Source organism: Sulfitobacter sp. 1A13496, assembly GCF_043557225.1.
In the GTDB taxonomy this organism is placed as follows: domain Bacteria; phylum Pseudomonadota; class Alphaproteobacteria; order Rhodobacterales; family Rhodobacteraceae; genus Sulfitobacter; species Sulfitobacter faviae.
Window position 1 is genome coordinate 14,867 of the sequence record NZ_JBIFFP010000007.1, and the last position, 12,574, is coordinate 27,440.

At 63.5% G+C, this 12,574-nt stretch carries 14 protein-coding genes; 4 read left to right on the forward strand and 10 right to left on the reverse strand.

The genetic code is table 11. The annotated features are described in order from the left end of the window. Positions 1–3: 3 nt before the first annotated feature. Both ACGYLX_RS14910 and ACGYLX_RS14915 read right to left on the reverse strand, forming a co-directional pair. Positions 4–480, reverse strand: coding sequence for a hemerythrin domain-containing protein (locus ACGYLX_RS14910; RefSeq protein WP_067261510.1), 477 nt, complete (start codon positions 478–480; stop codon positions 4–6). Positions 481–538: 58 nt separating this feature from the next. Continuing rightward, positions 539–709, reverse strand: coding sequence for a hypothetical protein (locus ACGYLX_RS14915; RefSeq protein ID WP_394432070.1), 171 nt, complete (start codon positions 707–709; stop codon positions 539–541). A gap of 148 nt (positions 710–857) precedes the next feature. Here ACGYLX_RS14915 and ACGYLX_RS14920 point away from each other — a divergent pair, with 148 nt between their 5' ends. Continuing rightward, positions 858–1,580: a GNAT family N-acetyltransferase gene (locus ACGYLX_RS14920; RefSeq protein WP_394450427.1), complete on the forward strand. Its 723-nt coding sequence runs from the start codon at positions 858–860 to the stop codon at positions 1,578–1,580. A gap of 9 nt (positions 1,581–1,589) precedes the next feature. On the opposite strand, the gene ACGYLX_RS14925 is transcribed toward ACGYLX_RS14920, so the two are convergent. After that, positions 1,590–2,309: a response regulator gene (locus ACGYLX_RS14925; RefSeq protein ID WP_394450626.1), complete on the reverse strand. Its 720-nt coding sequence runs from the start codon at positions 2,307–2,309 to the stop codon at positions 1,590–1,592. Positions 2,310–2,435: 126 nt separating this feature from the next. On the opposite strand from ACGYLX_RS14925, the gene mce reads away from it, so the two are divergent. Further along, entirely contained in the window at positions 2,436–2,840 is a 405-nt protein-coding gene (gene mce / locus ACGYLX_RS14930) for a methylmalonyl-CoA epimerase (protein WP_067261515.1), read from the forward strand. 2 nt (positions 2,841–2,842) lie between these two features. Then, a complete protein-coding gene (locus tag ACGYLX_RS14935) occupies positions 2,843–3,136 on the forward strand; it encodes a DUF1467 family protein (RefSeq protein WP_067261517.1) in 294 nt (97 codons plus the stop codon). On the opposite strand, the gene ACGYLX_RS14940 is transcribed toward ACGYLX_RS14935, so the two are convergent. The 4 genes from ACGYLX_RS14940 to trpS form a co-directional block, all read right to left on the reverse strand. After that, positions 3,069–3,803: an EI24 domain-containing protein gene (locus ACGYLX_RS14940; RefSeq protein ID WP_394450429.1), complete on the reverse strand. Its 735-nt coding sequence runs from the start codon at positions 3,801–3,803 to the stop codon at positions 3,069–3,071. The two genes, ACGYLX_RS14935 and ACGYLX_RS14940, sit on opposite strands and share 68 nt — an antisense overlap. Continuing rightward, positions 3,794–4,366, reverse strand: coding sequence for a nitroreductase family protein (locus tag ACGYLX_RS14945; protein WP_394450431.1), 573 nt, complete (start codon positions 4,364–4,366; stop codon positions 3,794–3,796). Before ACGYLX_RS14945 ends, ACGYLX_RS14940 begins: the two co-directional genes overlap by 10 nt. A 9-nt stretch (positions 4,367–4,375) precedes the next feature. Continuing rightward, positions 4,376–5,482 carry a class II histone deacetylase gene (locus ACGYLX_RS14950; protein WP_394450433.1) on the reverse strand — a complete coding sequence of 369 codons (1,107 nt, stop codon included), beginning with the start codon at positions 5,480–5,482 and terminating at the stop codon, positions 4,376–4,378. 209 nt (positions 5,483–5,691) lie between these two features. After that, complete coding sequence (gene trpS, locus ACGYLX_RS14955) at positions 5,692–6,708, reverse strand: tryptophan--tRNA ligase (RefSeq protein WP_394450435.1); 1,017 nt, start codon at positions 6,706–6,708, stop codon at positions 5,692–5,694. A 75-nt stretch (positions 6,709–6,783) separates the two neighbouring features. On the opposite strand from trpS, the gene ACGYLX_RS14960 reads away from it, so the two are divergent. Next, the gene (locus ACGYLX_RS14960) at positions 6,784–7,470 is read left to right on the forward strand and encodes a rhomboid family intramembrane serine protease (protein ID WP_394419918.1); all 687 of its coding nucleotides are present in this window, start codon (positions 6,784–6,786) and stop codon (positions 7,468–7,470) included. Here ACGYLX_RS14960 and murJ read toward each other — a convergent pair. From murJ to ACGYLX_RS14975, 3 genes are all read right to left on the reverse strand, one after another. Next, positions 7,467–9,008: a murein biosynthesis integral membrane protein MurJ gene (gene murJ, locus ACGYLX_RS14965; protein WP_394450437.1), complete on the reverse strand. Its 1,542-nt coding sequence runs from the start codon at positions 9,006–9,008 to the stop codon at positions 7,467–7,469. The genes ACGYLX_RS14960 and murJ overlap by 4 nt on opposite strands. 109 nt (positions 9,009–9,117) lie before the next feature. Beyond that, a complete protein-coding gene (locus ACGYLX_RS14970; protein WP_394412617.1) occupies positions 9,118–9,669 on the reverse strand; it encodes a CHAP domain-containing protein in 552 nt (183 codons plus the stop codon). Positions 9,670–9,793: 124 nt separating this feature from the next. After that, complete coding sequence (locus ACGYLX_RS14975; protein ID WP_394450439.1) at positions 9,794–12,574, reverse strand: [protein-PII] uridylyltransferase; 2,781 nt, start codon at positions 12,572–12,574, stop codon at positions 9,794–9,796.

Genomic DNA, 12,574 nt, shown 5'->3' on the forward strand with positions numbered 1-12,574 from the left:
GGGTCAATCCTCAAGGCTGTCTTCGCGCTTTTCCTCGATGAGTTTGGCTTCCTTTTCCTTACGCTTCAGGAACTTGTCGCCGAAGGCATCGTTCTGTTCCTCGCCGATAACCTTTTTCGCGCGGGTGAAAAGCTCGTCTTCTTCCTCATCCATGTGATGCTCATAATCGTGCTTGAGCTGCTTGAAACGAGTCAGCCAAGCCGACGAGGACATATCGGTTTCGCGCAATTCCTCCATGATGTCGTCAAGCTGTTGGTGCTCATGCACCGAATGGCGGGCGTGATCTTGGCCCCATGTTTCGGACATCAGCGTGGAATAAAAGGTCTCTTCCTCGGCGGCGGCGTGGGATTTCACGTCATGGTAAAAGCGATCCCAGGCCTTGCGGCGCTCGGCGCTGTCGCCTTCGGTGTCGGCAATGGTGTTCAGCAAGGCGCGGTGTTCATCATGATCTTCTTTGATCGCGTCATAGATGGAGGGCATGGGAAAATCCTTTGGTGTTACCTGTGGCTAACGCCGCAGCCACCGGCAGGTTCCCGCCTTAGAAGACCGTGCCCTGCGCCGCTTGGCTGGCAACCTCTTGAAACAGCCCGCCGGTTTGCGCGTGAAATGCGGCCAATGCGACGACCACCAGCCCAAGCGCATTCGCGCCCACAACGATCCAGTCGACCGGCTTTGCGGGTGTCGCGCTGTCCTTGATGTGCTGGCTCATCTCACCCTCCCGGGCCTTTGCGGTTGCGGCGATGCTGAAGGCTGATTGTGGCATCAATGTGTAGCTTGGAGGCCAAGACTGGGGTCTGATGCGATTATTTCGGTTTATTCAGCTTGGCGGCTCGAAAACGCCGGTGCATAACTTTTCCATGAACAGTAAATCTGACCCGCGCCCCGTTGGGCCCCTTGTTGAGAATTGGTCCGAGCCGCCGCGCCCGGGGGGTGAGGTGCTCACCGGCCGTCATGTGGTGCTGGAACCGCTTTCGGCCGAGAAACACGCGGCGCTGCTCTATCCCGCCTATGTGGGTGAGGATCACGTTTGGGATTATCTGCCCTACGGGCCATTCTCGTCGGCGGCGCAGTACCACCGTTGGGTGCGCGACAATGCGGGAAAGGCCGATCCTTATTTCATGGCGGTGAAAGACCGCGCCCGGGATCAATGGCTGGGCGTGGCGAGTTTCCTGCGGATCAAGCCCGGGGCGGGCAGCATCGAAGTGGGTCATATCAACTTCAGCCCCGCGCTTCAGCAGACCCCGGCGGCGACCGAGGCGATATTCCTGATGATGCATTGGGCCTTTGAGGTGGGCTATCGCAGGTTCGAGTGGAAGTGCGACGCGCTCAACCGTCCGTCGCGCCGCGCGGCGCAGCGTCTGGGGCTGAGTTATGAGGGCGTCTTTCGGCAGGCAACCATCGTCAAAGGGCGCAATCGCGACACGGCTTGGTTCGCCGCGATCGACACGGAATGGCCCGCGCTGAAAGAGGCGTTCGAGGTCTGGCTTGCCCCCGGCAATTTCGACGGGCAGGGGCAACAGAAAGAGCGGCTTGGCGATCTGACCCGCCTTGTCCGGGTGGCCGGGGATCCGACGCTTTAACCGCGCGGGCTAGATTGCCAGCTTTTCGGCGAGGCGGTGTTGGATCATACCGGTGATGGCTGCGGTCTCAGGCCCCGCGGGTTGGCCGAGGGCGCGTTTATGGGCCAAGGCGCGGGCGGCTTCTTCCAAACGTTGATCATTTGCCGAACGGGCCACCCCGCACAGGAATTGCGCGACGTAATCCAGCGTTTGATTGTCGGGCGCGTCCCCCAGCACGTCAGCGATATGGGCGATGTCATCTTGGAAGCCGATCCGGTCGGGGGTGACATCCTCATCCGGCAGGATGCGCGGCCCCCGGGGGCGGCGGTCGTCGGACAGCGCGGCGAGGATGGCTTGCTGAAAGGAGGACAGCGAGGTGATCGGCTTGGACAGGAAGCCATCCACCCCCGCCGCACGGGCGTCAGGCTCCATATGGCTGTCGCCGGAAATGGCGATGATCGCCTCGACCCGTGGTGTGCTGTGAACAAGTTCGGCAATCAGGTCCAACCCGCTGCCGTCGGGCAGGCCAAGGTCGACGAGAGCCACGGTAGGGCGGTAAACCTGCAAATGCCGCCGGGCCGAGCGCAGGCAATCCGCCCGTCTGATCCGCGCGCCGGAGCGCAAGCAGAGCAGGCGCATCGCCTCACAGGCGAAACGGCTGTCTTCCACCACCAGAACGGTAAGGCCCAGCAATGGCCGCTCCGCCGTGGGGGTGAGGGTCGGTCTTTCAAAGGGGTCGGTATCGTCCATCATCGCCTCCAACAACAACTGCTGCGCCATCGTTACGCCGCGTTGGCTAATGACGCGTTAACGTGACGCATTGTTGTTTACCGGGGTGACGGGCATAAAGCTGGCAAATCACGAGGAGCATTCAGGATGATCGGACGTCTTAACCATGTGGCCATTGCGGTGCCGGATCTCGAAGCGGCGGCGGATCAGTATCGCCACGCGCTTGGGGCCAAGGTCGGCGCGCCGCAGGCCGAACCGGACCACGGGGTGACCGTGATCTTCATCGAACTGCCGAACACCAAGATCGAATTGCTGCACCCCTTGGGCGAAGACAGCCCGATCAACGGCTTTCTGGAAAAGAACCCGGCGGGTGGCATCCACCACATCTGCTATGAGGTCGAGGACATCCTCGCCGCGCGGGACCATCTGAAATCCACCGGCGCGCGGGTCTTGGGCTCAGGCGAGCCGAAGATCGGGGCGCATGGCAAGCCGGTATTGTTCCTGCACCCTAAAGATTTCAACGGCGCGCTCGTCGAGCTTGAGGAGGTCTGATCATGGGGATCGTTTCGGGGCTCGTCCTCTTTGCCGTCATCTGGTCGATGACATTCCTGATCGCCCTGCCGATCCGGGTGCAAACCCAAGGCGACGCGGGCGAGGTGGTGCCGGGCACCCATGCAGGCGCGCCCGAGCAGCATCATCTGGGCCGCAAGGCGCTGTGGACCACGCTGGTTGCCGCGATCATCTGGGCGATCAGCGCGACGATCATCCTGTCGGGCTGGATCAGCGTGGCGGATATCGAAGGCTGGCTGCATCCGAATGCGGCACCAACGCATGGTACAGGTGGGTAAAGGTCGCCGCGCCTAGGATCGGGATCAGCAGGTTCAGCAGCGGCACCGAAAGCGGCACCGCCATCAGCACCCCGGCCATCCAGATCGTGCCCGCATGGCGGCGACGCAGGCGCTTGGTCTCGTCCCGCCCGTGGCGGCGCAGCGCGGCGAGGGTGAAATACTCCCGCCCCAGCAGAAACCCGTTCAGCCCCCAGAAGATAAACAGCGCCGCTGGGGCGAAGAGCAGGTAAAGCACCAGCGCCAGCAGGTTCGCCCCCACCAGCACGCCCATGAAATTGACCGTGTCGCGGATGGCGTCGCCCATGCCGACTTGGTTCGCGGGGGGCAGATGGGGGTAGTGCACCTCTTCCACCGCATCGGCCACCTCATCGAGAAACATCGAGGTGATCGCCGAGGCCACGGGCACCATCAAAAAGACCGACAGCACCATGAGCAGGATCAGCGCGCTCCAGCTCAGCAGATCGTCGAGCCAGTTGACCTCGCCCAGCACGGGCAGCGAAGCGTCTTCGGGGGTGACCCAATCCACCAGATAGGCAAAGCCCGCCGTGGCCGCGATCAGCAGCGCCAGCGACAGGCCCACGCCCAAAAGCACCACCTTGCGAAAGCGCGCATCGCCCAATTGGCCAAGCGCGCGGGTGAATGACCTGGGGATCGCGCTTACAGCCATGTGGTGATCCCGTCGATGTCCGGGCGCGGACGCTCCGGCGGCGCGGTGGTTTCGGTGCCGATGTGAATGATGCCCGCGATGCGCTCATGCGGGGCGAGAGCCAAACCCTCTTCCATAAAGCCCCGGTCATGGGCGGGCCAACCGCTCAGCCAATTGGCGCCCCAGCCTGCGGCGAGGGCGGCATTCAGAAGCGCGAGGCAAACCGCCCCGGCGGAATAGGTCTGCTCCAGCGGCGGAATTTTGGGTGAGGGTTTTTGCACCTCGATCACCGCCACGGCAAGGTTGCCCTGATCGAACTGGCCACGCCCCTTGGCGATCTCTTCGGCCCCAAGGCCAAGCGCCGCGCCGCGTGTCTCGACCACCTCGGCCAAACGCGCCATCGCGGCATGGTCGATGACCACGAAACGCCAAGGCTCCAACTTGCCATGATCCGGCGTGCGCGCGGCGGCGGTCAGAAGCGGGCGCAGGGCCTTGGCATCGGGCACCGGCAGGCCCAGTGTCTTGGCCGGGCGCGAGCGGCGGTTTTGCAAAAAGGCGAGGGCGGAAGGGTCAGCTACGGGCATCGGGGTCTCTTACAGGTCCAGTTGCTGCGCCATATCGTCAATCGACTGGCGGAGGAAGGCATCAAAGGCGGGCGAGGGTTGGCGCGCGTTGAGCGACCGCGCCATCGGGTCCGGCGCGTCAATCTCGCTGCCGCTCAGTGCGGCGATTGTGGCGTGGCCGCAGAAGGGGACATAGGCCTCCGAATAGCCGCCCTCATGCACCAGCACCAGCTTGCCATTGCAAAGCCGCTCGGCGGTGCTGCGAATGCGTTTGGTCATCTCGGCAAAGGTTTCGGCGGTGGCCTGCATCCGTGCCAGCGGGTCGATGATCGCCGCGTCATAGCCGCAGGCGATGATGATCATGTCAGGGGCGAAAGCCTCGATCGCCGGGATCACCACGCGGTCCATCGCATGAAGATAGGCGGTATGGCCCGAGCCTGCGTGCATCGGCAAGTTGATGTTATAGCCTTCGCCCGCCCCGCGTCCGCGATCCTTCAGGCCGCCGGTGTTGATGGGGTAATTTCCCTCTTGGTGGAGTGAGGCGGTCAGCACGTCATCGCGGTCATAATAAATCGCCTCGGTCCCATTGCCGTGGTGCACGTCCCAATCCAGCACGACGACGCGCTTTGCCAGCCCCTTGGCCTGCGCGGCCTCAATGGCGATGGCGATATTGGCGAGAAGGCAGAAACCGTTGGGCAGGTCCGGCAGGCAATGGTGCCCCGGCGGGCGGCTGAGGGCATAGGCGTTCTGAAGCTCGCCTCGCGCCACGGCATCGATGGCGGCGATGGACAGGCCAGCCGAGAGCGCGGCCAGTTCATAGCCGCCACGGGCAAAGGGCACCGCATGGCCCAGCTCACCACCTCCCGCATCCGAGAGGCGCTTGAAGTCATCAAGATAGGTTTCCGGATGCACCCGCGCCAAGGCTTCCCGGTCGGCGGGGGCGGCGCTGCGGGTGTCGAGTTCGGCGAAGAGCCCCGTCACCTCCATCAGGTTCTTCATCCGGCGCTTGGTCTCGGGGTTTTCCGGCAGGCCCCCGGCGGCGAGGGGCTGCACCAGCCCGCCCACCGGCATGGTAAAGACGTAGTTGCCCCCTGCGTGCCAAAAGCAGCGTTCGTCCCAGAAAAAACCTGTGGTCATCTTGTGCTCCCCTTCATCCTTGCGGGGAAGGTGGCGCAGGGCGGCGGGATTGTCCATGGCGCGGGGGCTCACGCGGGCGGTGGCGCGTGAGGTGGGTGCGGGATTTGGTATTTGGGAAAGGATGAAGGGGGAAGGGGGCGCTTTGGGTGGAAAGCGGGGGGCTTGGGGTGGCCCTAGCGCCTTTGGGGGGGCGCTAGGGTTTTTGGTGGTTAGCCGACCATGCCGACGATCTCATAGGTGCGTTTGAGGATCGGGGCGGTGATCTCGCGCGCTTGTTCCGCACCGCGGGCGAGGATGCGGTCGATCTCGGCCGGGTCGGCCATCAGGCGCTGCATTTCGGCGGTGATCGGGCCCATTCTGGAGACGGCCAGCTCCGCCAGCGCAGGCTTGAAGGTGCCGAATTGCTGGCCGCCAACCTCCGCCAGCACCTGATCGACGGATTGGTCGCTGAGGGCGGCGTAGATGTTCACGAGGTTGCGCGCCTCGGGGCGGTCCTTCAGGCCCTCGGCCTCGGACGGGAGGGCGTCGGGGTCGGTTTTCGCCTTGCGGAACTTCTTGGCGATTGTGTTGGCATCGTCGGTCAGGTTGATGCGGCTCGCGGGCGAGGGGTCGGACTTCGACATTTTCTTGGACCCGTCGCGCAGGGACATGACGCGGGTGGCCGCGCCTTCGATCACCGGTTCGGTGAGCGGGAAGAAGTCGACGCCGTAGTCGTGGTTGAACTTCGCGGCGATGTCGCGGGTCAGCTCAAGGTGCTGTTTCTGGTCCTCGCCCACCGGCACATGGGTGGCGTGGTAGATCAGGATGTCGGCGGCCATCAGCGCGGGGTAGGCGAAAAGGCCCAGCGAAGCGGCTTCGGCGTTTTTGCCGGCCTTGTCCTTCCACTGGGTCATGCGGCCCATCCAGCCCATGCGCGCGACGCAGTTGAAGACCCAAGCCAGCTGCGCGTGCTCAGGCACTTGGCTTTGGTTGATTAGGATGGATTTTTCAGGGTCGATGCCCGAGGCGATGAAGCCGGCGCAGAGCTCGCGGGTGCTTTTCTTCAGGTCCGTCGGGTCTTGCCAGACCGTGATCGCGTGCAGGTCCACCATGCAGTAGATCGATTGCACGCCTTTTTCCTGCGCATCGGCGAAACGTTTCAGCGCGCCGAGGTAGTTGCCCAGATGCAGGTCGCCCGAGGGCTGAATGCCGGAAAACACGCGCGGGGTGAATTGGGTCTCGGACATCTGGAGGCACCTCTGGGCTGGAAAGTCTTGCGCGGCAGGCTTACTTCTGGCCGCGAACCCCGTCAAGGAGCGCCCATGCAAGACCCCGACCTCCAGCCCCCCGTGAACCCGCTGCCGCCCGCGGTTGTCATTCTGTTTCTGGCCATCGCCGGGGTCGAGGTGGTACTCTCTTTGGCCGAGGCCGGGCTGGTGGGTGGCCCCGCTGCCGTAGGCTGGCGACTGGCGCTGGTGCGCGACTTTGGCTTTTCGGGGCTGATCTTTGACGCGATGATTGGCGCAGGCCAGTACCCGATCGAACATATCTGGCGGGTGGTGACTTACCCCTTCATCCATCTGGGCTTTACCCATGCGATCTTTGCCGTGGTGCTGCTTTTGGCCTTGGGCAAGATGGTGGCCGAGGCGATGGGACAACTGGCCTTTCTGGTGATCTTCGTGTTGTCGGGGATCGGCGGGGCGCTGGTTTACGGGGCGCTGTTGAACGATCCGGTCTGGCTCGCCGGGGCCTATCCCAATGTCTACGGGCTGATCGGTGGCTATAGTTTCGTGATGTGGCGGCGGTTGCTGGGCTCGGGCGGACCGCAGTATCAGGCCTTTACGCTGATCGCGCTGCTGATGGGGCTCCAGCTGTTTTGGGGTATGTTTTTCGAGACTGGCTTTCTCTGGGTGGCGGAACTGGCGGGGTTCATCTGTGGTTTCGGGCTGAGCTTTCTGGTCGCGCCCGGGGAATGGGCGCGACTGCGGGCGCGGTTGCAGCAGCGTTAACCGCGCCGCATTGACGATTTGAACTCTGACAGGCGGAATGCGCCGATCAGCTGGCCGACACCGAAGTAGCTGACCGCAGCGATGATAAGCAGCAGCACCAGCGCCAGCCCGCGCCACCACGGAAGGCCAAGCATCGGTTGCAGCGCGGCATTGCCCAGCCAGAGCGCGCCGCCCATGGCGGCGGAGGCGATGAGGATGCGCCAGATGCGTTTGTGGAACCGTGCGTCGAATTTGACGGCGTCGCCAAAGCGCCGTGCGCCGATGGCGAGGCAGGCAAACATCGTCCAGCCTGCCAGCGTCGTGGCGACCGCCGGGGCGATCCAGCCGATGAAGGGGGCAAGGCCGATGGCGAGCACCGCGTTCACCACCATGGCGATCACGGCGAAATGGAAGGGGCGGCGGGTGTCTTCGCGCGCGAAATAGACCGGTTGCAGGATTTTTTGCAGCACGAAGGAGGGCAGGCCGAGGCCGTAAACCATTACCGCCGTGGCAATCGCAGCGGTGTCATCGACGCCCGAGGCGCCGCGCTCGAACAGCACGGTGACCAGCGCGAAGGGGATCACGATCAGCGCGACCGAGGAGGGGATCGTCAGTGCCAGCGAAATTTCGGCGGCGCGGCTGAGCGCGGTTTGCGAGCCTGCGTCGTCTCCGGCCCGCAGGCGGCGCGACAGGTCGGGCAGCAGCACGATGCCCACGGCGATGCCCACCACGCCCAAGGGCAGTTGATAGAGCCGGTCGGCGGCGAAGAGCCATGAGACGGCTTTGTCATATTGGCTGGCCACCAATTGCCCGACCACGAGGTTGATCTGCATCACGCCCGAGGCCAGCGCGGCGGGCAGGGCGATGACGATCATCGCGCGCATGTCGGGGGTCCAGCGCGGGCGGGAGGGGCGCAGCGGGAAACCCGCTTGGGCCGCGGCGCGCCATGTCAGCGCCAGCTGTGCCACACCTGCGACGGGGATCGACCAGATCAGCCAAAGCGCGACCTCGCCTCCGGTGAGCGCGGCAAAGGTCATGGCGGCGATGACGAAGATGTTCAAGAGCACCGGTGCTGCGGCGGCCACGGCAAAGCGTCCCGTGGCGTTGAGGATGCCCGAGAACAGCGCGGACAGTGACATGCACAGGATATAGGGAAAGGCGATGCGGCCAAAGGCGACCGTCATGTCGAAGCGCGGGTCTCCGACGAAGCCTTCGGCGGTCAGCCAGACCAGACCGGGCATGAAGATCATGCCCGAGGCGGTCAGCGCCAACACCACCAGTGACAAGCCGTTGAAGGCATCGCGGGCGAATGTGCCTGCGCCTTCCTCGCCCTCCAGCTTTTTGGCGAACATCGGCACGAAGGCCGCGTTGAACGCGCCCTCGGCAAAGAAGCGGCGGAACATATTGGGCAGGCGGAAGGCGGCGACGAAAGCGTCCATGACCGGGCCGGGGCCGATGAGCGACAGCAGCAGCACTTCGCGCAGGAAGCCGAGCACACGGCTCAGCAGGGTCCAGACCCCGACAGTGAAAAAGCCGGACATAAGACGGATAGGTTTCATCGGAGGAGCCTTAAATTGCGCTGCGGTGATCCCTAGCGCGGGCGGTCACCCGGTGCAATCGCGGTAAACGGCAGGAAATGCCCCGCCGCCCGCCGTGGCAAGGCGGCGCTTATCCCCCCGTGGGGTAGATGAACCCATTGATCGGATAGGTGCTGCCAAAGGCGCCGGGCTGGCTTTCCAAGCGCACGGCGGACCAGTCGTTGTCGTCGGAGACGTCGATCACCGCCATTTTCAGCGAAACCTCGTTGCGCTTCCAATTGGCGTGATCCACCCGGATTTCGCGGGGTGAGACGATATCGGAAACCACAGCGATATGGCCCATCGGCATGGAGCGGGTGGCGCTGAAGGCCATCACGGCACCGACGACGGGATCATCGCCGCGCGGGTAAAGCCCTTTGGCCTTGCCCCACCATGTCTCCGCATTGCCGCGAATCTGGATGCCGCTGACATTGCGGGCGAAGGGCACGCACCAAACGCGCTGGCCCTTGGCGCGCATGTCTTTGGCGGTCTGCACGGCCATGAAATGCCGCTGCGGATCGATGCCGCCGAAATCATAGGTCTGCGGGATGTCAGGCGCTTTGGCGCAGGCTGCCGTGAGAAGAAGTGTGGCGCAGAGGGCCATCAGGCCCCGGTTCGGCAGTGCGGCGCGTGTCACGCTCATATGTCCCTCATTCATGGAATCCCGTCTCAGCGGCGGGTTGCAGGGATTTTGAGGATCTGATGCGCAAAGCAAAGCGGCCAAAGAGCGGGTGGCGAAAACCCGCCGATGAGGCGGAGGCGGGGGGCTAGCCCTCCGCCCGCTCGACCCCTGCGGCAATCGCTTCGCGCAGGCGTTTCTCCAAGGTGCGCTGCTTGGCCTCGGTGTAGTATTTCAGACCGAACATATCCTTGACGTAGAAGGTATCGACCACCTGTTCGCCATAGGTCGCGATCACCGCATTGGCGATATAGACGTTGGAGGCCGCCAAGGTGCGCGTCAGATCATAGAGCAGACCGGGCCGGTCGCGGGTGTCGACCTCGATGATCGTGTAGATTTCCGAACCTTCGTTGTCGAAGGTGATATGTGTGGGCACTTTGAAAGCGCGCTCGCGCTTCTTGACCTTATCGCGGGATTTCAGCGCATCGCGGGCGACGATTTCGCCGCGCAGGGTCTTGAGGATCATCTCGCGCAGCCGCGGCAGGCGGCTGGCCTCATAGGGTTGATCTTCGCTGTCCTGAATCCAGAAAGCGTCGGTGACGAAACCATCCTTCGTGGTGTAGCTGCGCGCATCCACCACATTGGCGCCGACCAGCGCCAGCGCGCCTGCAAGCCGGGCAAAGATGCCGGGGTGATCGGCCATGACGAAACAGGCCCGCGTCGCACCGCGGTCTTCGTCGGGGTGCAGGTCGATACGGATATCGTCGTTGCCGATATCGCGCAGCAGTTCCGCAAAGGCGACATGGGCGGTGACATGGAGGCCCTGCCAATAGGGCGGATAGTGGCGGGCCGTCTCGCGTTGCAGGTGTTTGCGCGGCCAATCGGAGAGCGCGGCGCGCAGGGCTTTCTTGGCCTCCGCGCCCCGGTTCTCGCGGTTGAGGTCTTCAAGCCCGGTTTCCAGCGCCCGCTCGGTCTGGCGATAGAGCGCGCGGATCAGCACCGCTTTCCAGTTGTTCCACGTGTTCGGCCCGACGCCGCGAATGTCACAGACCGTCAGCACGCAGAGTAGGTCGAGCCGTTTGACCGTCTGCACCGCCTTGGCAAAGTCGCGCACCGTGCGCGGATCGGCGATGTCGCGTTTTTGGGCCATGTCGGACATCAGCAGGTGATAGCGGACCAGCCATTCCACTGTGTCGACCTCATCGCGTTTCAGCCCCAGCCGCGGGCCAATGCGCCGTGCCAGTTTCGCGCCGATGATGGAATGGTCCTCGGGCCGCCCCTTGCCGATGTCATGCAGCAGCAGCGCCACATAGAGCACCTTGCGGTTCACACCGCGTTTCAGGATCGAGGAGGCGACGGGCAGTTCCTCTTCCAACTCGCCTTTTTCGATCCGGGCGAGGTTGGCGATGCATTGGATGGTATGTTCGTCCACCGTGTAGGAGTGATACATGTTGAACTGCATCATCGCCACGATCGGCTCGAACTCGGGGATGAAGGCGCCCAAGACGCCCAATTCATTCATCCGCCGCAGGGAGCGTTCGGGATTGCCGTGTTTCAGCAGCAGATCAAGGAAGATGCGGCGCGCCTCTGGCGTGCGACGCATGTCGTCGTCGATCAGCGCGAGGTTGGCCTTGATCAGTCGCATCGCATCGGGGTGGATCAACATGCCCGTGCGCAGCGCTTCTTCGAAGATGCGCAACAGGTTCAGCTTGTCTTGCAAAAACTCTTCATCGTCTTTCACCGCGATGCGGTTGTGGACCACCTGAAACCCTTCGCGGATTTTCGGGCGGCGGCGGAAGATGCGTTCCAGCAGCGGCTCGGCCTTCATATGGGAGGCTTCGAGCCCGCTGACGAAGATACGGGTCAGATCCCCCACCGCGGTGGCATGGCGGAAATAGGCCTGCATGAAGATCTCGACGCCCCGCCGGCCCCCGATATCCTGATAGCCCATGGCTTGAGCGACCTGCACCTGCATGTCGAAGGTCAGCTGTTCCGTCGCGCGCCCGGCAATCAGGTGGAGGTGCCCTCGCACGGCCCAGAGAAAAGCCTCGGCCTCGCGGAAGGTGTCGTATTCATCGGCGCGGAAAACGCCGAGATCGACCAGATCCGCGACCCGGTCCACGTCATGGATGAACTTGGCGATCCAGAACAGCGAATGCAGATCGCGCAGCCCGCCTTTGCCTTCCTTGACGTTTGGCTCGACCATATAGCGCTCACCCTGCTTCAGGTGGCGGTTGTCGCGCTCCTCCAGTTTCGCTTCGATGAAATCCTTTCCCGCGCCTGAGAAAAGTTCGTTCTTGAGCCGTTCGGAAAGCTCTTGCGCAAGGGTCACATCGCCGTCGATGAAACGGTTTTCCAGCAGGGCGGTCTGAATGGTGAAATCATCCGCCCCCAGCCGCAGGCAGTCTTCGATGGTGCGGGTGGCATGGCCGACCTTCAGCTTCAAATCCCACAGGATGTAGAGCATCGATTCGATCACGCTCTCCGACCAGGCGGTGGCCTTGTAGGGGATGAGGAACAGCAGATCGACATCGGAAAAGGGCGCCATCTCTCCCCGGCCATAGCCGCCGACGCCAATCATGGCGAGCCGTTCACCCTCGGTCGGGTTCGGGTTGGGGTGCAGCACCTGCGTGGCGATCTGCAAGACGCAGCGCAGCAGCTGGTCGGTGAGATAGGTGTAGGAAGAGGTCATCGCCCGCGCATCGAAGGGCGATTCGGCAAAGCCTGCCGCGATGGCTTTGCGGCCCGCCTGCTGGGCTTCTTGGATCAAAGGGACGATCTCGGCCCTGAGGGCCGCGCCCTCCAACGTGCTGTCGCGCTGGGCGAGGGCTTGCCAGATGGCTGTGTCGTCAAAGATTTGCTCGGGCGCGCAAATCAGGCGCGGGTGTCGACGCGCGCCTGATGTTGTTGTCGGTTTCGCGAGGTCCAA